Here is a 19,300-nt window from a genome sequence, read left to right as displayed (position 1 = left end):
TGTCATGACTTCAGCTGACGAGCCGGTTGTCTTCGATCCGGGCGACTTCGGGGCGATCCCGACGTCGCGGGCGCTGCGGCAGTGGATGCGGACGACGCGGCGACGGCACGCGGATCGGTCGTTCTGGGAGATCTTCGAGGACGTCTACCTGGTCCTGTTCACCCTGGCGATGGTGGGTGCGACCGGCGGCAACGTCGTACGGCACCTGAACTCGAACGCGTCCGGCTGTACGTCGTACACCTGCGGTCAGCTCACCGAGTGGATGCCGTGGATCATGGTGCCGTTGCTGTTGGCAATCACCGTGCGGATGCTGCTGGCGGTCGGTCCGGTGTCGGCGTCGCGAGCGAGTGGATTCTGGTTGCTCGCCACGCCGGTCAATCGGGCCGCCCTACTGCGCCCGGCGTACCGGCTGGTGACCGCTGCGGTCGCGGTGGCCGGGCTTGTCGCGGCGGCGATCATCTGGGCCCTCATCGGGTCGAGCTTCGGCGTGGTGCTCGAGGCCGCGGTACTGATCAGCGCGCTCCTGGTGTGCGCGGCCATCGCCACGGTGTGGGCGCAACAGTCGACCCGACGCTCCCGCTGGACGCTGCGGTTGGCGGACTTGCTGCTGATCGCCGCTCTCGTGCCTGCCGCGATCCTGGCCTTCCGGCCGGAGCCCAGGGCGACCGCCGGGGAGACGCTGGTGATGTATGCCTACTCCGATGCCCCGGACAACGGGTTTCTCGGGATCGGTCAGGCCATCGACAACGGCTTCTTCGCTCCCGGCGGGCTGCATCTGCTGGTGATCTGTGCGGTGGTTGTGGTCCTGTGCGTCGGGTTGACGACCTTGACCTCGCGGACGCTCGACAAACTCGGGCGGGCGAGCGTGATCGCGGGTGGCGAGTTGCTCGCCGGCCTCGCGGGTGCGGCGAGCAGTCTGGACGTCAGCATGCTGGGCGACGTGATCGCCGGGCGGCACTGGCGGCTGAAGGGCCGGGTGCGGTCGCGGCGCGGCATGGGTTCGCGTGGCGGTGCGATCGTGCAGCGCGAGTTCTTCCGGATCCTGCGGTGGCCGCGCCGGCTGGTGATCGCGGTCGCGCTGCTCGTCGTCCCGTACGCCGTCGCGGGCGCGGGCTTCGACGTACTCGTCCCGATCGCGGCCTCGTTCGCCGGGTTCATCGCCGTACGGCCGATGCTGGACGGGCTGCGGACGGTCTGCCGTTCGACGGGCCTGGCTCGGGCGATGGGGATGGATCTGCGCGACCTGCGCGTGGTGATGGCGGTGGTTCCCGGGCTGTTCGCGGTGATCTGGGCGGGGTTGGCGTTCCCGGCGATCGGCAGCCTCTCGGCCACGTTCGCGGTCGCGGGCGGCGTCATCTCCGGTGCGGTCCGACAGGCGTCCGCGCGGCCCCCGACGTACGCCGGTCCGCTCGTCGCCTCGCCGATGGGGGCGATCCCGCCCGGCCTGTTCTCCCAGCCGGCTCGCGGGTTCGACCTGCTCATCCTCTGTCTGGCTCCGGTGCTGCTCAACCTGCCTCCGCTGTGGGTCGTGGCCATCCCGGCCTTCGTCCTGACCGTGATGTTCTCGGTCCGCCCGAAAACTGACTGATCCTCGACTTGGCTTATCTTGGCGTGGACAGGTACCTTGTCTCGCATGGTAGCCGAGAAGGTCTTCACGCAGCTGCGCCGCGGGACGCTGGAGTTCTGCGTCCTGGCGCTGTTGCAGGGAGAACCTCGTTACGGTTTCGAGTTGGTCAAGGCGCTGAGCGAAGTCGACGGAATGGTCACGACCGAGGGCACGATCTACCCACTGCTGGCCCGGCTGCGCCGTGAAGGCCTGGTCGAGACGAGCTGGCAGGAGTCCGGAGCGGGCCCGCCGCGGCGGTATTACACCTCGACACCCGAGGGCAGTCAGGCGCTGGCCGCGTTCACCGCGGACTGGCAACGGTTCTGCACCTCGGTCGACAAGATCTTGCAGAGTGGGAGACGGGGATGAACATGGAACTGGACAGCAATCGGCTGGTCGACGCGTACCTGGACGAGCTGGCCACAGAGGCCGCGGTGCTGCCGGCCGGACGGCGCGACGAGCTGCTCGACGACATGAAGACGCACATCGCCGAGGCGCGCGCGGCAGGTGCCACCTCCGAGGACGAGATCCGCGAGGTCCTGCAGCGGCTCGGCCGGCCGAGCGAGATCGTCGCCGCCGCCACCGACGGCCTGGTGCAGGTCGAAGTACCGCCACGGCTGCGTCCGTGGGACTTCGTCGCGGTCGGGCTGCTGCTGGTCGGGCCGTACCTGCTGTCGTTCAGTGTGATCCTGGCCCTGGTCGGCTGGGCGATGGGCCTCGGGATGCTCTGGTCATCGAACCGCTGGACCACGATCTGGAAGCTGATCGGGTCCCTGGCCTGGCCGCTCGGGTACGCCGCGGCAATGGCGCTGGACATGTTCTTCCAGGCCCCGGTCCGGATCAGCCTGGTGGCCGACTCGGTGGTCTCGATCGGCCTGATCGTCGCCCTCGTGCTGAAGGCCCGCGCGCCGCGTCAGACTTCGTAGACCAGCCACTTGCTCTCGATCTCGGCCGGGAGGTCGACGTCGTGCTGCTTCGCGAACAGCAGCAGCTGGCACAGTACGTCGGCGAACTCCTGATGGAACGTGCCGTACCCGACCGAGATCTTCTCCAAGCGCTCCGAGAGCGACTCGATATCCACCGGAACAACCAACCAGGCCCCACCGACAGTCGTCGGCGGGGCCTGGTTGGTGGGGTGGCTAGGCGGGCTTGTCGCCGTTCGACGACGGCTGCTCGTCGACCGTCGGGAACGGGTCCAGATCGGGGAGGCTCGGCTCGGGGTCGGTGGTCGGGTCCGGGCTGACCGGTTCCTGCGCCGGGTCACCGTCGACCGGGATGCTCTTCGGGGCCGTGGCCCACACCGCGGCGGCGGCGCGAGCGGCATCGGCGGCGTCGGTCTGGCGCTCGTAGTTCTTGATGTCGAGCGCGTACGCCTTCACCACCGCGGTCAGGTCGCGGCGCAGTTGCTTGTGCACCCAGAGGGCATAGGCCTGCGAGCGGGCCTCGATGAAGTTCTTCAGTTCCTGCATCTGGGCGGGGGTCATGTCGTCGTCCTCCGAATGGCCGGGGGTGAATTCGCCGCGGGCGATCGCGGCACGGGCAGGATCGCCGGGGCAGTCGGTCGGCTCCGGGCGGACCGCGGAGTGCGGCCGGATCGCCGTACCGCGCGGGTAGAGCTTGCGGAAGTCGGCGATCACCGCGCGGGTGGTCGCCTTCATCGCGGCGGACGGCTGCTCGCCGGTGACCAGCACCAGCAGGATCGCGCCGTACCGCTCGTTCACGTCGTTGTCGCCGTTCGCGCCGGACTGGGTGCGCAGGCCGCGCAGCGTCCAGGCCCGGCCGGACTGGTCGACCGCGACCTGGTACGCGATGTCCGACCAGCCGCGGGTGTCCATGTGGTAGTCCTGCCACCCGCGCAAGGCGGACGCGACCGCCGCCTGGGTGTGGATGACCTTCGTCGAGCCGGTGCCCGGCCAGTGGATCACCGCGCCCTCGACCCGGGACACGGTCAGGTTGCCCGGCCCGGCCTTGGGCGGTCGCGCATTCCACGCAGACCGGGGCAGATAGTTGACCATCGATGCTCCTCACGTGCCTCACAGCGCCCCATACCCACCGCTGGCGCTCGGTAATCAACCGATCACACTCGGCACGCACCCGTCAAGCGGTAAGCAGCATCCTTTCAGGTCATCGGCGCACGAGGGGGAGGAGCTGATCACCGATGCGAATGCTTTCCTCGCGGTACGGGGTGTCGGAGAGGACGAAGTGGGTGATGCCTAGGTCGCGGTATCTGCGGAGGGACTTGGCTACCTCGTCGGGGGAGCCGACCAGCCAGGTGGTGCCGGCGCCGCCTCCGCCGTACTTGCCGGGGGCGGTGTAGAGGTTGTCGTCGAGGACCTCGCCGCGGTCGGCCAGGTCGAGGAGGCGTTGCTGGCCGACGGCCTTGAACCAGCGGCGGTCGCGGTTGCCTTGGGCCTCGGCCATCTTCGCGACCTTCGCCTCGGCGTCGGCCCAGGCCTCCTCGGTGGTGTCGCGGACCAGCGTGGTGATCCGCAAGCCGAACTCGAGCGGCGCATACTCGCGACCGAGCTCGCTCTCCAGGTCGCGCAGGTGTGAGATCCGTTCGGCGATCCCGTCCAGCGGCTCGCCCCAGAAGAGTTGTACGTCGGCATCCGTCGCGGCCACCCGTTGCGCCGCGTCCGACGCGCCACCGAAGTACAGCCGGGGATGCTGGCGACCCTTCCGTACGACGGGACGTGTCGCGACCGTCGACCCGGTGACCGAGAAGTACTCGCCCGCGAACGTCACATCCTCCTCGGTCCACAGTCGCCGCACCAGTTGGAGGAACTCCTTCGTCCGGGCGTAGCGCTGCGGCTGGTCGCCCTCGCTGTCGCCGTACGCCGCGAGGTTGTCCTGGCCGGAGACGATGTTGATCAGCAACCGCCCGTCGCTGAGCTGATCGAGCGTGCTCGCCGCCGACGCGAAATGCGCCGGGTGCCAGTACCCCGGCCGGATCGCGGCCAGCGGCTGGAAGGTCGTCGTCCGAGCGGCGAGTGCGGTCGCGACCGTGAATGTGTCGGGCCGGCCCCACCCGGTGCCGAGCAGTGCGCCGGACCAGCCGTGATCCTCGGTGAGGCGGGCGAGCTCGGTCAAGCGCTCGATGCTGTTGTGTCCCTGGACAGTGTCGTCGCCGCGGTGACCGGGGTCGACCTGGTTCGGGAGGTACCAGAGGAAAGTCATGTAAATCAGCTTAAGTTCACTCGATTAGTCGACTTAAGATGTCTTGCTGGTCAAGACGGCGCTGCCGGGGCGACTCTGGGGAGATGGACGAGCCACTGACTGCGAAGGAACGGGCGGCGCGCGGGAAGGCGGTGCGGAAGGAGGTTCCGCTCGAGTCGCACGCCGAGGTCCGGCTCAGTGCCACGCGGGATCCGGTCGGGCTGCTGCTCACCCAGGCCGAGGGGCGCGTGCCGGAGCTGGTGCCGATCCGGCACGGCCGGATGCTCGTCTCGCCGTTCACGTTCTACCGCGGCGCCGCTTTGGTGATGGCGGCCGATCTCGCGGAGACGCCGGCGACCGGGCTGGAGGTGCAGTTGTGCGGGGACGCCCACCTGTCGAACTTCGGTGCGTACGCGTCGCCCGATCGGCGGCTCGTGTTCGACGTGAACGACTTCGACGAGACGCTGCCCGGATCGTTCGAGTGGGACGTGAAGCGGCTCGCGACGAGCTTCGTGGTGGCGGGGCAGGACAACGGGTTCCATCCGAAGAAGTGCCGCGAGGCCGTGCTCACCGTCGTCCGCACGTATCGCGAGACGATGCGCGAGTTCGCCGGGCAGCCGATTCTTGCCGTCTGGTACGCACGGCTGGACATCGAGGATGTGGCGGCGCGGTTCAAGGCGTCGCTCCCGTCGGGTCAGCGCAAGGGGCTGAAGGCGGTGCGCGGCAAGCTCGCGAAGGCGTACACCCGCGACAGCATGCAGGCGATCGGCAAGCTCACCACCACCGTCGACGGGCACCGGCGGATCGTGTCGAACCCGCCGCTCGTCATGCCGATGAATGACCTGGTCGACATCGACGGCGCGCTGGTGCTCGCCAGGCTGCAGCATCTGATGACCGGCTACCGCGGCACTCTCGAGCAGGACCGCCGGCATCTGCTGGATCATTTCCGGCTCACCGATATCGCGCACAAGGTGGTCGGCGTCGGCAGCGTCGGCACCCGCGCGTGGATCATGCTGCTGGAGTCGACGGTCGCCGACGAGGCGTTGGTCCTCCAGGCGAAGCAGGCGGGTCCGTCAGTCTTGTCGTCGTACGCCGGATCCTCCGAGCGGATGAGCCAAGGCGAGCGGGTGGTCGTCGGCCAGCGCATGATGCAGGCGACCAGCGACATCTTCCTCGGCTGGCTCCGTGCCGATACCGCCGACGGCGAGCAGGACTACTACGTCCGCCAGCTCCGCGACTGGAAGATGTCCGCCGACATCGAGAGCCTTACCCCGGACGCGATGATCTTGTACGCCCGACTCTGCGGCTGGACCCTCGCCCGCGCTCACGCCCGCTCCGGTGACCGCTTCGCCCTTGCCGCCTATCTGGGCAAGTCCGACCGCTTCGACCACGCGGTCACCGACTTCGCCAACGCCTACGCCGAGCAGAACGCCCAGGACCACGAGACGTTCGCCAAGGCCGTCGCCGACGGCCGGGTCGAAGCCCGAACCGGAGTTTGATCAGATCCTGTTGTAACGCATCGTGACGAGAAGGCGATGTAGGGGCCGACAGGGTCGCGCTCTGTGACCCGACTGTAGGGGGGAACACTCGTGGGACAGCACATTGTCCTGCCGAGCCGGGCGGGGACGCCGGTCGCGCAGGGGATGCAGATGAAGCAGCGGCACCCGGTGGGCGTCTGGCTCGGGCTGCCATTGATCACACTCGGGATCTATCACCTGGTCTGGTACTACAAGATCCACAAGGAGCTCGCGCACTTCGACCGCCGGCGCGTGGTTCCGGTCGCCGGCCCGATGCTGGTGCTGCTCTTCCTGAGCTGGACCCTGATCGCGCCGATGATCTCGTACTTCCGCACCGGCAAGCGGATCGCCGAGGGCCAGCGCGCCGCGGGGCTGCCGGTCACCTGCAGTGCCGGGATCGGGCTGCTGCTCATGTTCGTCCTCGGTCTGGGGACGCTGTACTACCAGCTCGAGCTCAACAAGGTGGTCAACTCCTACGGTGACGCCCCGGTGGGTACGCCGATCTCGCTGTACGCCTGACTCATCGGCCGGACTTGTCGAGTTCAGTAGCAACACCTGTTGGACTGCGGGGCAGGAGCGTGATCTGGTGGTTGGAAACGTTCCCGTTCTCGGTCGGAGGTTGCGATGATTCGGCGGTCGCTTGGTGTGGGTGGACCGGACGTCAGCGGGCTGGGCATGGGGTGTTGGGCGATCGGGGGGCCGCATGCCCGGCAGGGGAGTCCGGTCGGGTGGGGTGTGATCGACGACGGCGAGTCGAAGCGGGCGTTGCGCCGGGCGCACGAGTTGGGCGTGACGTTCTTCGACACCGCCGACGTGTACGGCTGCGGGCACAGCGAGAAGCTGATCGCGGAGGCGCTCGGCGATGTCCGGGACGACATCGTGATCGCGTCGAAGGCCGGCTACACGTACGTCGAGGAGACCCGCGAGGCGCCGGGTGAGAACGGTGACCCGGACTACCTCCGACGGGCCTGCGACGAGTCGCTCCGGCGGTTGAACACGGACCGGATCGACCTGTACCAGTTCCATCTCGGCGGCTACGACCTCGCGAAGGCGGGCGAGGTACTCGCGGTGTTCGAGGAACTGGTTGCTGCGGGCAAGGTTCGTGCGATCGGGTGGAGCACCGACGATCCGCAGCGGGCGGCGGTGTTCGCGAAGAGCCCGCACTGCAAGGCGATCCAGCAACACTTCAACGTGTTCGGCGGGAATGCCGAGGTGCTGTCGCTCTGTGAGGACAAGGGTCTCGCGAGCATCGTCCGCGGGCCGCTCGGGATGGGTCTGCTGACCGGGAAGTTCGACCAGGACAGCAGCCTGCCCGAGGACGACGTACGGCACGGCTGGGACTTCCGCACCGGCGACCAGGCCGAGTCGCTGCGCCGCCTCGACGCCATCCGCGACGTACTCACCTCCGACGGCAGGACGCTCGCGCAGGGCGCCCTCGGCTGGCTGTGGGCGCGGAGCGAGGCCTTCGTCCCGATCCCCGGCTTCAAAACGGCCGCGCAGGTGGAGGAGAACGCCGGCGCGCTGCAGCACGGTCCGCTGACCTCGGCCCAACTGGATGAGATCAGCTCGATCCTGCGCCATTGACATCGTTGTCTGCTGCGACGACGATACATCCTCGGAAGCTCGGTGAAACGTTTCCACGCCGCTCGAGGAGATCCGCCCATGGTCGTGCACCGTCGTATCCTCCGTCTGCTCGTGGCCGGGGCGGTGACGCTGGCGATCGGGCTGGTGTCGCCACCGGCCGGAGCCACCGCACCGCACTCCGACGGCCCGGCCGCCGCCGCGCGGGCCCGCGTCGCCGCCGACGAGTTGATGACCTCGTACGAGCCGGACAAGGCCTGGTTCCCTTCGAGCTGGTGGAACTCAGCGGTCGCGTTGCAGACCATCGGCGACTACATGCAGCGCACCGGCGATCGGCGCTACCTGCCGCAGCTGGACAACACGTTCGAGAAGGACAAGGGCGTGTTCCCGGCCGGGTACCTTTCCGGCGATCCGCTGCTCGGCAACTTCACCAGCCGCGCCATCGACGACTCCGAGTGGTGGGGCCTGACCTGGATCCAGGCGTACGACCTGACCAAGGACCCCAAGTACCTCGACATGGCCGTCAAGATCGCGGAGTACGTCGAGGGGTACTGGGACCCGGGCACCTGCGGCGGCGGAGTCTGGTGGAACGCGGAACGCACGTACAAGAACGCGGTCACCAACGGCCTGTGGATCCGCCTGACCGCCGAGCTGCACAACCGCATGCCGCGGGACAAGCGCTGGCTCGGCCGTGCGCAGGAAGGCTGGAACTGGTTCACCGCGAGCGGCATGATCAACTCCGCCGGCCTGGTCAACGACGGCCTGAAGGACGACTGCACGAGCAACGGCGACACGGTCTGGAGCTACAACCAGGGCCTCGCGATCGGCGCGGGCCTCGAGCTCTACCGTGCCACTCACGACGCCAAGATCCTCCCGACCGTACGGCGGCTGGCGGACGCCGCGATCGCTCCGGGCGGTCTCGTCACCGACGGCGTGCTGACGGAGTACTGCGATGCGCCGGGCCGGACGTGTGACGACAACGGCAAGCAGTTCAAGGGCATTTTCATGCGCTACTGGATGGACCTCGCCGACACCACACACGACCCGCGCTACACGGCGTTCGTCGCGCAGCAGGCCGCCACGGTCTGGGACAACGACCGGGACGCGGCCGACCGGCTGGGGGAGCGGTGGTCGGGCGCCGAGCCGAACGTGTTCGACTGGCGTACCCAGGCCAGTGCGCTCAGCGCCCTCATCGCCGCCGTACCTACGGTGCCGCCGGTGCGGTCGTTGTCGGCGACAACTGATCCGGCCCTGCCCGTCGTGATGCCCGCGACCGGCAGTGCTACGCAGGTGAAGGTACGGGTCAACGTCCAGGCGACCGGGCCGGCTCCGGTCCAGGTGGTGGTCCGTGCCGCCGCCCCCGCGGGCTGGACCGTGACGCCGTCGCGGACGACAGTCACGCTCCGCCCACACGGAAACGCCGTACCTGCGCAGTCGTCGGTCCAACTCGATGTGACGATCCCCGCCGGCACGGCGGACGGTCTGCACTCGGTGGCCGCGACGGCCACGTCCGGATCGCTGTCGTACAGCACGCGGTCGGACATCCTGATCGCGCACACCGCCGACTTCGACACCGGTACGGCGGCCGAGACGCCGTGGCTGTACGACGCGGACGGTTCGCAGAGCAACGGCGTACAGAACCGGTTCGCCGACGGGCACTCGTACTTCGTCTACCGCTTCCCGTTCCCGTCCGACACAACGTCGGCATCCGTATCGTTGACAATCGACAATGAGTTCGCCGTCCAGGTCAGCGGCGACGGGCAGAACTGGACCACGGTCGCCACCGAGACGAACCCGTACCACGACGGCGAGAACAAGGCCGCCCGGTCGTTCGACCTCACGCCGTACCTCGGCCCGGACAAGGCCGGGTACGTGCGGGTGTCGGACTCGTTCCCCGACGACGGCTGGGGCGGCCGCGTGTACCACGTGACCGCGACGTACAACTAAGCAGCGGCGCGGTCGGCCATTGTCCGGCGGCGCAACGATGCGTCGAGGACGGCCGGGGTGTCGTAGTCCATGTCGAGGCGGCCGACATCTGTGCCCGGCGGGACGATCTTGTCGATCTGGTCGAGGATGGCGTCATCCAGCGTGACGTCCATCCCGGCCAGGGCGTCGTCCAGGTGCTCCATGGTCCGCGGGCCGATGATCGCGGACGTGACGCCGGGGTGCGCGACGACGAAGGCCATCGCCAGATGGGTCAGCTTGAGCCCGGCCGCGTCGGCGACCGGGCTCAGCTGCTCCACAACGTCGAGCCGCCGTTCGTCGCTCATGTGCTTGAAGACCGCGGTCCGCCGGAGCTCGGACGGCGTCCGCCCCGTCAGTTGCCCCTGGGCGAGCGGGCTCCAGACCAGCGCGCCCATCCCGTACTTCTGCACGGCCGGCAGCACCTCGCGCTCGATCCCGCGGTTCAGGATCGAGTACGGCGGCTGCTCGGTCCGGAACCGCTCCAGACCACGCCGCTCGGCCGCCCACTGCGCTTCGACGATCTCGCTCGCCGGGGTTGTCGACGATCCTATTGTCCGCACCTTCCCGCTGCGGATCAGATCGGTGAGCGCCGACAGGGTCTCCTCGATGTCGGTGTCCGGATCGGGCCGGTGCATCTGGAAGACGTCGATGTAGTCGGTCTGCAGGCGACGCAGCGAGTTCTCGACCGCGGTGACGATCCAGCGCCGCGAGTTGCCGCGCTGGTTCGGGTCGTCGCCCATCGGCAGGTGCGACTTGGTGGCGAGGACGACGCGCTCGCGGCGGCCCTTGAGCGCCGCGCCGACGATCTCCTCGGACTCGCCGTGCGAGTAGAAGTCCGCGGTGTCGACGAAGTTGAGACCGGCGTCGAGGGCCTTGTCGATCATCCGGAGCGACTCGTCCCGATCGTTGTTGCCGACGGCACCGAACATCATCGCGCCGAGGGCGTACGGGCTGACCTTGATACCGGTCCGGCCGAGCGTGCGGTAATGCATCGTTGTTCCTCCTTGGGGTTGTCTCCACCTTGTCGGCGGCAACCGGTCCGGAGAAGGCCCACCTCATCCACGGACAGGTTGTCCCTGGATAGGCCTTGGGGCGTCACGCATGATGGAAGGTGTGATCGATCGTGACGGCCTGGCCGACTTCCTCCGCCGACGCCGGGAGGTGCTGCACCCGGCGGACGTAGGACTGCCCGACGGTGCACGCCGCCGTACGCCGGGACTGCGCCGCGAGGAGGTCGCGCAGCTCGCCGGTATGTCCACTGACTACTACTCGCGGCTGGAGCAGTCCCGCGGTGCGAACCCGTCCGAGCCGATCATCGCGAGCCTGACCCGCGCCCTGCGCTGCGACCTGGACGAGCGCGACCACCTGTACCACCTGGCCGGCCTCACGCCACCACTACGCCGCGCCGGCCGCCACATCAGTCCGGGTCTGCTCGCGCTCGTCAGCCGTCTGACCGACATCCCGGTCGTCGTCTGCACCGACCTCGACGAGGTCCTCTGGCAGAACGCATTGGCCGACGTGGTCATCGGCCGACGCCCCGGCGAGGGCCGCGCCCGGAACCTCACCTGGCTCTGGTTCACCGACCCCGCGACCCGGCAGATCTTCCCCGCCGAGGACTGGGATGCCCACTCGACCTTCCATGTCGCCGACCTGCGCGGGACGTACTCCCGCCGGATGGGCGACCGCGACGTCACCGAGCTGGTCGACGATCTCATCGCCCGCAGCGAGGAGTTCCGCACGCTGTGGTCCCGTCACGACGTCGCCGTCCAGTGCCTACCCCGCAAACGCTTCGTGAACGCGGAAGTCGGCGACCTGGACCTGGTCTGCGAAACCCTCCTCACACCGGCAGCCGACCTCAGAGTCCGCGCCTTCCTGCCCGTCGAAGGCACCGACGCCCGCGAGAAGCTCGACCTCCTCGGCGTGATCGGCACCCAGAGCTTCGCCTAGCGGGGCCGGAGGCCGTCCACGAGCAGCTCGAGCAGGCGCTCGGCTTGTTCGCGTTGCTGGTCGGGCGCAGCGGTGATCACAGCTCCGGCCATCGCGGCGACGACGTCATCAGCTGGTACGCCGGACCGCAGCGTGCCCGCGGCCGCGCCCGCCTCGAGGAACTGCGCGATGGCCGCGGCCAGCCGGGAGCGCGTGTCCGACTGCGTCACGGCGCCCGAGGCGACGATGGCGCGGAGGCTGACGCCCATCGCCCGCTTGGAATCGACGAAGTCGAGGTACCGGCGCATCCAGGTCAGCAGTGCTTCGTCCGCAGGACCGGCTGTCGCCAGCTCAGGTGCGGCGTCGCAGAGGCGACCGAGCTCCTGGTGGTAGACCGCCGTGAGGAGCGCCTCCCGGGTCGGGAAGTGCCGGTACAGCGTCGCGACGCCGACCCGCGCCCGCGCCGCTACCTGGTCGAGCGATAGGTGGACAGGCTCGCCCGCGCGGGCAGCCACGGCGAGCTCGGCCAGCTCGTCCACGGTCGCCGCGACCACCTGCTCGCGTTTCCGCGCAGCGTCAGCCCGCATAAGTGGAGAAACCTCCAGTTAGTGCTACGGTAATTGGAGAAACCTCCACTTACTCTACCTGGGGACACCGCTATGACCTCCCAACACCCCGGCGGCACCGTCAAGCTCGGACCGTACGAGATCGCCCGGATCGGGTACGGCGCGATGCAGCTCGAAAAGCTGGACAGGACAGCGGCGGGTGCGGTCCTGCGCCGCGCCGTCGAGCTCGGCGTCAACCATCTCGATACCGCCTCGTTCTACGGCCACACGACCGTCAACCAGCACATCCGGGCCGCCCTGCACCCGTACGCGGACGACCTCGTCATCGTCAGCAAGGTCGGCGCCCGCCGGGTCGGCGCACCGGTGCCCCTGACCCTGGCCCAGCACCCTTCGCAGCTGCGCGAGCAGGTTCAGCTCGACCTCACGTCGCTCGGTCTCGACCAGGTCCCCGTGGTGAACCTCCGCCGTGCCGACCAAGGCCCGGGGCTCATCGCCGAAGGCGACCAGCTCGTCCCGCTCGACGACCAGCTCGCCGAACTGATTGCCCTACGCAACGAAGGCCTGATCGGCGCGATCGGCCTCAGCAACGTCAGCACCCAGCAACTGAAGCAGGCCCTGCCGGCCGGCATCGTCTGCGTCCAGAACGCCTACAGCCTGATCAACCGCTCCTCCGAGGAGCAACTGCGGCTCTGCGCAACGAACGGCATCGCCTGGATCCCGTACTTCCCCCTCGGCTCGGCCTTCGACCGACTCCCGTATGCACCCTTCGACCGGATCCCGTCACCTGCCGAGCACCCCGTGGTTCTGCGGATTGCCGCGCGGCTCGGCGCCACGCCCGCCGCGGTCTGCCTGGCCTGGATCCTGGCCCATGCCGGCAACACCGCCCTGATCCCCGGCACCCGCAGCATCGCCCATCTCGAGGACAACCTCCGGGCCGCGGTCGTCGAGCTCGACGAGGATGCCCTCGCCGAGCTCGACGCTGTCGTCAGTGCCTGAGCTGGATGCTCTGGGTGTAGGCGTCCTGGTTCGGCGTGTTCACCCCGGGCCGGCCACGGAAGTCGGTCCAGCACGGGTGGATGCGGAGGTCATTGCCAATGGCAACCGCTGAGTAGTCGCCGATGAACACCCCCTGTACCTCGGTGCCGTCCGGGTCGACGGCGAGGAACTGGACCTGCGGATTCTGCGAAGCGGTCGTGATCCGCTGTGTGCCGGCGCGCTTCAGGGACTGGGTGCCGGAGGCGGCCCAGTAGACGTAGTCGAGGTTGATCCCGTTGGGGTCGTAGTGCCTCGTGTACGACGTGACCGCGACCTTGCCGTAGCGTGCGGCGACCGCGCTGAAGAACTCGTCCTGCGGCGTGCCGATGACCAGCGGGCGGGACCAGCTCTTGCCGTTGCCGGACGAGGACACGACGTTGTCACCGTTGGTCTTGACCGATGCGCCGGTAGTCGCGTCGTACAGGCCGTTGCGGTCGTCGGACCACACCACCGTGAGCTTCTCGTTCACTCGGTCGTAGGCCAACTGCGGATAGCTGTTGAGCCGGAAGTTCTCGCCGGTCAGCGTGTCCGGGAAGTCGTAGTTCGTGTCGACGATCGCGTGCCGGAACGTGCGCCCGTGGTCGGTCGAGGTCGCTACCACCGTGGCGTCCCGATCGCCGGCGGCGTCGCACGCGGCCGTCGCGCAGACCGAGGCCTCGTAGGCGACGTACAGCTTCCCGTCGTTGCCGACCTGCGGGTTGGAGCCCTGGTCGTACGGCGTGATGCCGCCGTGGAACCCGTTCAACGACGGTGGGATCCGCACCGGGGCCCCGAAGTGCGCGCCGAAGTCCGCGCTGGCCGACAGCATGATCGGCGACTCGAGGTAGTTGTCGTCGGTGTCGTAGGTGAACCTGGTCCAGCTCACGTACACCCGGCCGCTCGACGGATCGGCGGCCATCCATGGCTTGTCGTTGAAGATGTGCGTGACGGCCGGCGTGCCGTCGGCGTTGACCCCGTCCATCGCGACGACATGCGGACCGCCCCAGTGCAGGCCGCCGTCGTGCGACACGTTGACGACGATCGCGGTCGCGTCCTGCCCGCCGAGCGGCGCGGACCGGCTGAACACGATGCTGGCGAAGTAGACGGTGTTGTTCGGCCCGAACGCGACCACCGGGTCGCCGGATCCGTCGAACCAGCTGAAGGCGCCGGTACCGCCCGCGGCGATGGTCAGCCCGGGAATCTCGACGTTCGCCCAGGTCCGGCCGCCGTTGAACGACGTGTACGCGAAGCTCGAGCTGTCGTTGCGGTTCTCGCGGGCGTTGAACAGCCGGTAGTCGTTCGCGCCGGCGACGATGTTGTTCGGGTTCCGCGGGTTGACTGCGATCGTGGTCTCGTTCTGCGCGGCGCTGCAGCCCTGCTGCGAGCCGACCGGGACCACGGTGTCGTTGACGATCTGGTCGACGTTCGGTGCGGGGTTCCGGTACGGGTTCGGATGACCCAAGTACGACTGGCACAGCGCCGACTGCGCCGGGTCGTCGGCATCGGGCTCTTCCTCCTCGGCCAGAACCTCCTTCAGCAACGGGTTGTGTACGGCGGTGGTGCCCGGAGCGGCGGCAGCCGGTGTGCCCATTGTCACCAGGGCGAGCGGCCCGATCAGGCCGATCACTCCGAGGACCGCGGACCGGCGCATGATTGACGGCCTCACTTGTTCCCCCTTCCCTGCCCCCGAGGGATATCAAGCGCATTGTGCGCCTCGCCCGGAAGCCGGTCCAGAGCACGAGAAAGCCCCACCCGAACTGGCCGGGCAGGGCTTCTCAGCTACGTCTCAGGCAACTCAGACGTCGTAGTACAGCTCGAACTCGTGCGGGTGCGGGCGGAGCTGGATCGGGGCGATCTCCTGCTCGCGCTTGAGGTCGATCCAGGTCTCGATCAGGTCCTCGGTGAAGACGTCGCCTTCGAGCAGGAAGGCGTGGTCGGCCTCGAGGGAGTCGATCACGGCCGGCAGCGAGGTCGGGACCTGCGGGATGCCCGCGTGCTCCTCCGGCGGCAGCTCGTACAGGTCCTTGTCGACCGGGTCGGCCGGCTCGATCTTGTTCCGGATGCCGTCCAGGCCGGCCAGCAGCTGGGCCGAGAAGGCCAGGTACGGGTTCGCCGACGGGTCGGGGCAGCGGAACTCGATCCGCTTCGCCTTCGGGTTGGACCCGGTGATCGGGATCCGGATGCAGGCCGAGCGGTTGCGCTGCGAGTAGACCAGGTTGACCGGCGCCTCGAAGCCCGGCACCAGGCGGTGGTAGGAGTTCACCGTCGGGTTGGTGAAGGCCAGCAGCGACGGGGCGTGCTTGAGCAGGCCGCCGATGTACCAGCGGGCGATGTCGGACAGGCCGCCGTACCCGGACTCGTCGTAGAACAGGGCGTCGCCGTTGGAGAACAGCGACTGGTGGACGTGCATCCCCGAGCCGTTGTCGCCGAAGATCGGCTTCGGCATGAAGGTCGCCGTCTTGCCGGCCGCCCACGCGGTGTTCTTGACGATGTACTTGAACTTCATCAGGTTGTCCGCGGTCTTCAGCAGCTCGTCGAAGCGGAAGTTGATCTCCGCCTGACCCGCGGTGCCGACCTCGTGGTGCGCGCGCTCGACGACCAGGCCGGCCTTCTCCAGCGCCAGCGTGATGTCGTCGCGCAGCTCGCCGAAGTGGTCGGTCGGCGCGACCGGGAAGTAGCCACCCTTGTAGCGGACCTTGTAGCCGCGGTTGCCGCCGTCCTCGACCCGGCCGGTGTTCCAGGCGCCGGCGACCGAGTCGATCGCGTAGTACCCGGTGTTGGCCTTGGTCTCGAACCGGACGTCGTCGAAGACGTAGAACTCGGCCTCGGGCGCGAAGAACGCGGTGTCCGCGATGCCGGTCGACTTCAGGTACTCCTGCGCCTTGCGGGCGATGTTGCGCGGGTCGCGCGAGTACGCCTCGCCGGTGAGCGGGTCGTGCACGAAGAAGTTGATGGCCAGCGTCTTCGTCCCGCGGAACGTGTCGAGGAAGGCCGTGGTCGGGTCGGGCAGCAGCTTCATGTCCGATTCGTGGATCTGCTGGAACCCGCGTACCGACGAACCGTCGAACATCAGGCCCTCTTCGAAGACCTCGGGCCCGAACGACGACACCGGGACGGTGAAGTGCTGCATGATGCCCGGCAGGTCGGAGAACCGGACATCGATGATCTCGATGCCCTCGTCCTTGACGTAGGCGAGCAGCTCCTCAGCGCTGGAAAACATACGTACTCCTAGGGTGGCTCAGAGATTGCATCTGAACGTAGGGCCCGCCGGTTTCTCCGTCGTGACCCTGATGTTTCGCGGATGTTACGCCCAGCGTGTCCGCGCTGACCCACTGGTGTACGGCGATGACGCCCTGAGATCTCGCGATCCGCCGGAGGCGGCCCCGGGGCTGTTCCGTAGGCTAGCCATCATGGCATCGTCGGCGCAGCCGGGCACAGGACCCACCGAAGAATTCCGCTTTCCGGGAAACCGGCTGGGCCTGCCCGAGGACGGTCCCGGGTCAGTGGCCGGCTGGGGGCGCCGCCTGCTCGCCCTGGTGCTGGACTGGCTGATCGCCGGGCTGATCGCCTCGGTCGTGGTCGGCAAGCCGATGTGGGCGGGCGGCAATGACTACAACACGTCACATCTGGCGATCTTCTTCGTCGTGACCGCGATCCTGACCGGCCTGGCCGGCGGCACGATCGGTCACCGGATCTGCGGCCTGCGCGTCCAGAACCTGAAGAACAGGGACGTCCCGCAGGTCGGGCTGCTCGGGGGACTGATCAGGTCGTTCCTGATCTGCCTGCTGATCCCCGCCGTGATCTTCGACCGGGACCACCGCGGCCTGCACGACCTCGCTGCGAAGACGGTCGTCGTACGACGCTGATCAGGTGGTAGGTCAGCGGCGGGTGAGCCGCAGTTGTACGTCGTCGAGGTACCCCGTGCGGAAGCCCGCCTCGGAGTACGCCAGGTAGAACTCCCACATCCGCCCGAACGTGTCGTCGAACCCGAGCGCGGAGATCTCCGGCCAGCGCTCGATGAAGCGGTTCCGCCAGACCCGCAGGGTGCGCGCGTAGTCGGCGCCGAGGTGCCGTACGACGTCAGTGTGCAGACCGGTGTGCTGTGCGGTGACGTCCTCGATCACCTTGATCGACGGGATCAGGCCGCCGGGGAAGATGTACTTCTGCACCCAGGTGAACGTGTTCCGGGTCGCGAGCATCCGCTCGTGCGGCATCACGATCGCCTGGACGACGCCGACGCCGCCCGGGGCGAGCCGCCGCTCGATCGCCTCGAAGTACACCGGCCAGTACTTCTCGCCGACCGCCTCGATCATCTCCACGCTCAGCACGGCGTCGAACTCGCCGATCTGGTCGCGGTAGTCGCGCAGCGCGACCTGCACCCGGTCGCCGACGCCCGCATCGGCGATCCGGCGCTGGGCGAGCAGCGCCTGCTGCGAGGCGATTGTGATCGCTGTCACCCACGCGCCGCGCTGGGCCGCCCGGATGGCGAGACTCGCCCAGCCGCAGCCGATGTCGAGCACGCGTGACCCTGACTGCACGCCGGCTGCGTCGAGGATCGAGTCGAGCTTGCGCAGCTGGGCCTCGGTCAGCTCGTCGTACGACGCCGTTGCCAGGTCGCCGTGAGCCGCGTCACCGAAGTACGCCGCGGAGTAGGTCAGGGTCGGATCGAGGAACTCCGAGAACATCGCGTTGCTCAGGTCGTAGTGGCGGCTGATGTTCTCCCGGGCGCCGGCCCGGTCGTTCTCCTGGTCGCCCGGCTGTGAACGGGTGACCAGCCAGCGCAGCGACTGCGCCCACTTCGGCAGCAGATGGCGGGTCTCGTCGTTGCTGAACCGCTCGGCGAACGGGACCAGCAGGTCGGCCAGGTCGGTGCCCGGCTCCGGGTCCCAGTCGCCGGCCAGGTAGGCCTCGCCGAACCCGGATCCGGCGTCGTGCCCTAGCCGGTCCAGGAACGCCGCCGTCCGGTGCACCCGCATCGCGGGTCCGCCGAGACCGTACGAGCGGTTGCTGTCGAGGTGGATCGTGGCGGGCAGGTCCTTGGCGATCAGCTTGATCGCGGTGGCCGCGCCGTACCTCCGGACCGGATTCGAGCGTGGCCGCGCCAGCGTCGGCCACGTCTCGGCCACCGGTTGGTGCACACTTCGGCGCACTGGCGGCATCAGATCCGTCATGTCAGCTGTTCCCCTGTAATCCGTCCTGGTCGCACTCTAAGGGCTCCCAGCCTCCCCACGGCGCATGTCTGAACAGATCAACTGTCGAGCATGCCGCTTGGTTACCGTCCCCGCATCGCCTGACGGGCGCCCTTCAGGCTGCTCGGCACCGGACCCTTGGGCATCGGCACCTGCGGCCGGACCGCGTCCAGAGCCTTCAGCCGCTGCAGCAGGTCGGTGATCTCCGAGGGCTGCATCACCGCCGGCAGCTTCATGACGTGCTTGGTCAGCTTGCGGATGTCGATCTCGTCCTCGCCCTGACCGGCGATGATCTGGGTCACCGGCGCGCCGCCCGCCACCCGGTTGTGCTTCTTCGCCTCGGCGGTGAGCAGGTTCTTCACCCGGCTCGCCTGGCCCTCGCCGACCAGGATGATCCCGGGCCGGCCGACGACGCGGTGGACGATGTCGGCGTTCTTGGTGACCGCGATCGCGGGCGTCACGGTCCAGCCGCGGCGCAGCGTCTGCAGCGCCGAGGCGGCCGCACCGGCCTGGCCCTCGATCTGGCTGTACGCCGCCTTCTCGACCTTGCGGCCGAACACCAGCGTCGCGGCCAGGAAGCCGAGCGCGACACCGAGCGGGATCCAGATCATCAGCGGACCGACCAGGAAGCCGCCCAGCACGGCCAGCGCGACGATGCCGAGGAAGATCCCGGCGAGCACCAGTCCGACCGTCGGGTCGGACTTCTTGGTCAGCTTGTACGCCGAAACGATCTGCTTGAGCCGGCTGGTCTTCTCTTCTGGCGCGTCGTTCTTGGCCATC

At 68.5% G+C, this 19,300-nt stretch carries 19 protein-coding genes; 10 read left to right on the top strand and 9 right to left on the bottom strand.

What is annotated here, in order from left to right; translation table 11 throughout:
• Window positions 1-4 precede the first annotated feature (4 nt).
• From ACIA58_RS14630 to ACIA58_RS14620, 3 genes are read left to right on the top strand one after another with little or no spacing between them, the layout of a single operon-like run.
• Window positions 5-1,588, top strand: coding sequence for a DUF6297 family protein (locus ACIA58_RS14630; RefSeq protein WP_396404142.1), 1,584 nt, complete (start codon window positions 5-7; stop codon window positions 1,586-1,588).
• A gap of 45 nt (window positions 1,589-1,633) precedes the next feature.
• The gene (locus ACIA58_RS14625) at window positions 1,634-1,975 is read left to right on the top strand and encodes a PadR family transcriptional regulator (RefSeq protein WP_396404141.1); all 342 of its coding nucleotides are present in this window, start codon (window positions 1,634-1,636) and stop codon (window positions 1,973-1,975) included.
• A complete protein-coding gene (locus ACIA58_RS14620; protein WP_396404140.1) occupies window positions 1,972-2,532 on the top strand; it encodes an HAAS signaling domain-containing protein in 561 nt (186 codons plus the stop codon). The genes ACIA58_RS14625 and ACIA58_RS14620 overlap by 4 nt, the downstream gene beginning before the upstream one ends.
• Here the strand turns inward: ACIA58_RS14620 and ACIA58_RS14615 are convergent.
• The 3 genes from ACIA58_RS14615 to ACIA58_RS14605 all read right to left on the bottom strand — a co-directional run bounded on the left by ACIA58_RS14615 (window position 2,520) and on the right by ACIA58_RS14605 (window position 4,783).
• Window positions 2,520-2,687: a hypothetical protein gene (locus ACIA58_RS14615; RefSeq protein WP_396404139.1), complete on the bottom strand. Its 168-nt coding sequence runs from the start codon at window positions 2,685-2,687 to the stop codon at window positions 2,520-2,522. The genes ACIA58_RS14620 and ACIA58_RS14615 overlap by 13 nt on opposite strands.
• Before the next feature lie 58 nt (window positions 2,688-2,745).
• Complete coding sequence (locus tag ACIA58_RS14610) at window positions 2,746-3,621, bottom strand: peptidoglycan recognition family protein (RefSeq protein ID WP_396404138.1); 876 nt, start codon at window positions 3,619-3,621, stop codon at window positions 2,746-2,748.
• 109 nt (window positions 3,622-3,730) lie between these two features.
• On the bottom strand, window positions 3,731-4,783 hold the full coding sequence (locus ACIA58_RS14605; protein ID WP_396404137.1) for an LLM class flavin-dependent oxidoreductase: 1,053 nt from the start codon (window positions 4,781-4,783) through the stop codon (window positions 3,731-3,733).
• A gap of 83 nt (window positions 4,784-4,866) precedes the next feature.
• Between ACIA58_RS14605 and ACIA58_RS14600 the strand changes: the two genes are divergently transcribed.
• The 4 genes from ACIA58_RS14600 (at window position 4,867) to ACIA58_RS14585 (ending at window position 9,807) form a co-directional block, all read left to right on the top strand.
• Window positions 4,867-6,261 (top strand): DUF2252 domain-containing protein, encoded by a 1,395-nt coding sequence (locus ACIA58_RS14600; protein WP_396404136.1) that lies wholly within the window; start codon window positions 4,867-4,869, stop codon window positions 6,259-6,261.
• Window positions 6,262-6,351: 90 nt separating this feature from the next.
• Window positions 6,352-6,798 (top strand): DUF4234 domain-containing protein, encoded by a 447-nt coding sequence (locus tag ACIA58_RS14595; RefSeq protein WP_396404135.1) that lies wholly within the window; start codon window positions 6,352-6,354, stop codon window positions 6,796-6,798.
• 105 nt (window positions 6,799-6,903) lie between these two features.
• Complete coding sequence (locus ACIA58_RS14590) at window positions 6,904-7,863, top strand: aldo/keto reductase (protein ID WP_396404134.1); 960 nt, start codon at window positions 6,904-6,906, stop codon at window positions 7,861-7,863.
• Between the two features lie 78 nt (window positions 7,864-7,941).
• Window positions 7,942-9,807 (top strand): glycoside hydrolase family 76 protein, encoded by a 1,866-nt coding sequence (locus ACIA58_RS14585; RefSeq protein ID WP_396404133.1) that lies wholly within the window; start codon window positions 7,942-7,944, stop codon window positions 9,805-9,807.
• Here ACIA58_RS14585 and ACIA58_RS14580 read toward each other — a convergent pair.
• Window positions 9,804-10,817, bottom strand: coding sequence for an aldo/keto reductase (locus tag ACIA58_RS14580; RefSeq protein ID WP_396404132.1), 1,014 nt, complete (start codon window positions 10,815-10,817; stop codon window positions 9,804-9,806). The two genes, ACIA58_RS14585 and ACIA58_RS14580, sit on opposite strands and share 4 nt — an antisense overlap.
• 121 nt (window positions 10,818-10,938) lie before the next feature.
• Between ACIA58_RS14580 and ACIA58_RS14575 the strand changes: the two genes are divergently transcribed.
• On the top strand, window positions 10,939-11,772 hold the full coding sequence (locus ACIA58_RS14575) for a helix-turn-helix transcriptional regulator (protein ID WP_396404131.1): 834 nt from the start codon (window positions 10,939-10,941) through the stop codon (window positions 11,770-11,772).
• Here the strand turns inward: ACIA58_RS14575 and ACIA58_RS14570 are convergent.
• Window positions 11,769-12,338 (bottom strand): TetR/AcrR family transcriptional regulator, encoded by a 570-nt coding sequence (locus ACIA58_RS14570; protein WP_396404130.1) that lies wholly within the window; start codon window positions 12,336-12,338, stop codon window positions 11,769-11,771. The two genes, ACIA58_RS14575 and ACIA58_RS14570, sit on opposite strands and share 4 nt — an antisense overlap.
• Window positions 12,339-12,410: 72 nt before the next feature.
• On the opposite strand from ACIA58_RS14570, the gene ACIA58_RS14565 reads away from it, so the two are divergent.
• A complete protein-coding gene (locus ACIA58_RS14565; RefSeq protein ID WP_396404129.1) occupies window positions 12,411-13,313 on the top strand; it encodes an aldo/keto reductase in 903 nt (300 codons plus the stop codon).
• Here the strand turns inward: ACIA58_RS14565 and ACIA58_RS14560 are convergent.
• Window positions 13,303-14,997, bottom strand: coding sequence for a sialidase family protein (locus ACIA58_RS14560; protein WP_396404128.1), 1,695 nt, complete (start codon window positions 14,995-14,997; stop codon window positions 13,303-13,305). The genes ACIA58_RS14565 and ACIA58_RS14560 overlap by 11 nt on opposite strands.
• A 129-nt stretch (window positions 14,998-15,126) precedes the next feature.
• Window positions 15,127-16,551, bottom strand: a complete 1,425-nt coding sequence (gene glnA / locus ACIA58_RS14555; RefSeq protein WP_396404127.1) for a type I glutamate--ammonia ligase — start codon at window positions 16,549-16,551, stop codon at window positions 15,127-15,129.
• 190 nt (window positions 16,552-16,741) lie between these two features.
• On the opposite strand from glnA, the gene ACIA58_RS14550 reads away from it, so the two are divergent.
• Window positions 16,742-17,197, top strand: coding sequence for an RDD family protein (locus tag ACIA58_RS14550; RefSeq protein WP_396404126.1), 456 nt, complete (start codon window positions 16,742-16,744; stop codon window positions 17,195-17,197).
• Window positions 17,198-17,209: 12 nt separating this feature from the next.
• Here the strand turns inward: ACIA58_RS14550 and ACIA58_RS14545 are convergent, their stop codons facing one another.
• On the bottom strand, window positions 17,210-18,502 hold the full coding sequence (locus ACIA58_RS14545; RefSeq protein WP_396404125.1) for a class I SAM-dependent methyltransferase: 1,293 nt from the start codon (window positions 18,500-18,502) through the stop codon (window positions 17,210-17,212).
• 101 nt (window positions 18,503-18,603) lie between these two features.
• Complete coding sequence (locus ACIA58_RS14540; protein ID WP_396404124.1) at window positions 18,604-19,299, bottom strand: DUF4191 domain-containing protein; 696 nt, start codon at window positions 19,297-19,299, stop codon at window positions 18,604-18,606.
• Between the last annotated feature and the right edge of the window lies 1 nt (window position 19,300).

The organism is Kribbella sp. NPDC051586, from assembly GCF_044453965.1.
Classification (GTDB): domain Bacteria; phylum Actinomycetota; class Actinomycetes; order Propionibacteriales; family Kribbellaceae; genus Kribbella.
This window is presented reverse-complemented; position numbering and strand designations above follow the sequence as displayed.

Coding starts and splice junctions, on each gene's coding strand:
- ACIA58_RS14630 (WP_396404142.1), top strand. CDS start 5: ATGACTTCAGCTGACGAGCCGGTTGTCTTCGATCCGGGCGACTTCGGG.
- ACIA58_RS14625 (WP_396404141.1), top strand. CDS start 1,634: ATGGTAGCCGAGAAGGTCTTCACGCAGCTGCGCCGCGGGACGCTGGAG.
- ACIA58_RS14620 (WP_396404140.1), top strand. CDS start 1,972: ATGAACATGGAACTGGACAGCAATCGGCTGGTCGACGCGTACCTGGAC.
- ACIA58_RS14610 (WP_396404138.1), bottom strand. CDS start 3,621: ATGGTCAACTATCTGCCCCGGTCTGCGTGGAATGCGCGACCGCCCAAG.
- ACIA58_RS14605 (WP_396404137.1), bottom strand. CDS start 4,783: ATGACTTTCCTCTGGTACCTCCCGAACCAGGTCGACCCCGGTCACCGC.
- ACIA58_RS14600 (WP_396404136.1), top strand. CDS start 4,867: ATGGACGAGCCACTGACTGCGAAGGAACGGGCGGCGCGCGGGAAGGCG.
- ACIA58_RS14590 (WP_396404134.1), top strand. CDS start 6,904: ATGATTCGGCGGTCGCTTGGTGTGGGTGGACCGGACGTCAGCGGGCTG.
- ACIA58_RS14585 (WP_396404133.1), top strand. CDS start 7,942: ATGGTCGTGCACCGTCGTATCCTCCGTCTGCTCGTGGCCGGGGCGGTG.
- ACIA58_RS14580 (WP_396404132.1), bottom strand. CDS start 10,817: ATGCATTACCGCACGCTCGGCCGGACCGGTATCAAGGTCAGCCCGTAC.
- ACIA58_RS14570 (WP_396404130.1), bottom strand. CDS start 12,338: ATGCGGGCTGACGCTGCGCGGAAACGCGAGCAGGTGGTCGCGGCGACC.
- ACIA58_RS14565 (WP_396404129.1), top strand. CDS start 12,411: ATGACCTCCCAACACCCCGGCGGCACCGTCAAGCTCGGACCGTACGAG.
- glnA (WP_396404127.1), bottom strand. CDS start 16,551: ATGTTTTCCAGCGCTGAGGAGCTGCTCGCCTACGTCAAGGACGAGGGC.
- ACIA58_RS14550 (WP_396404126.1), top strand. CDS start 16,742: ATGGCATCGTCGGCGCAGCCGGGCACAGGACCCACCGAAGAATTCCGC.
- ACIA58_RS14545 (WP_396404125.1), bottom strand. CDS start 18,502: ATGACGGATCTGATGCCGCCAGTGCGCCGAAGTGTGCACCAACCGGTG.
- ACIA58_RS14540 (WP_396404124.1), bottom strand. CDS start 19,299: ATGGCCAAGAACGACGCGCCAGAAGAGAAGACCAGCCGGCTCAAGCAG.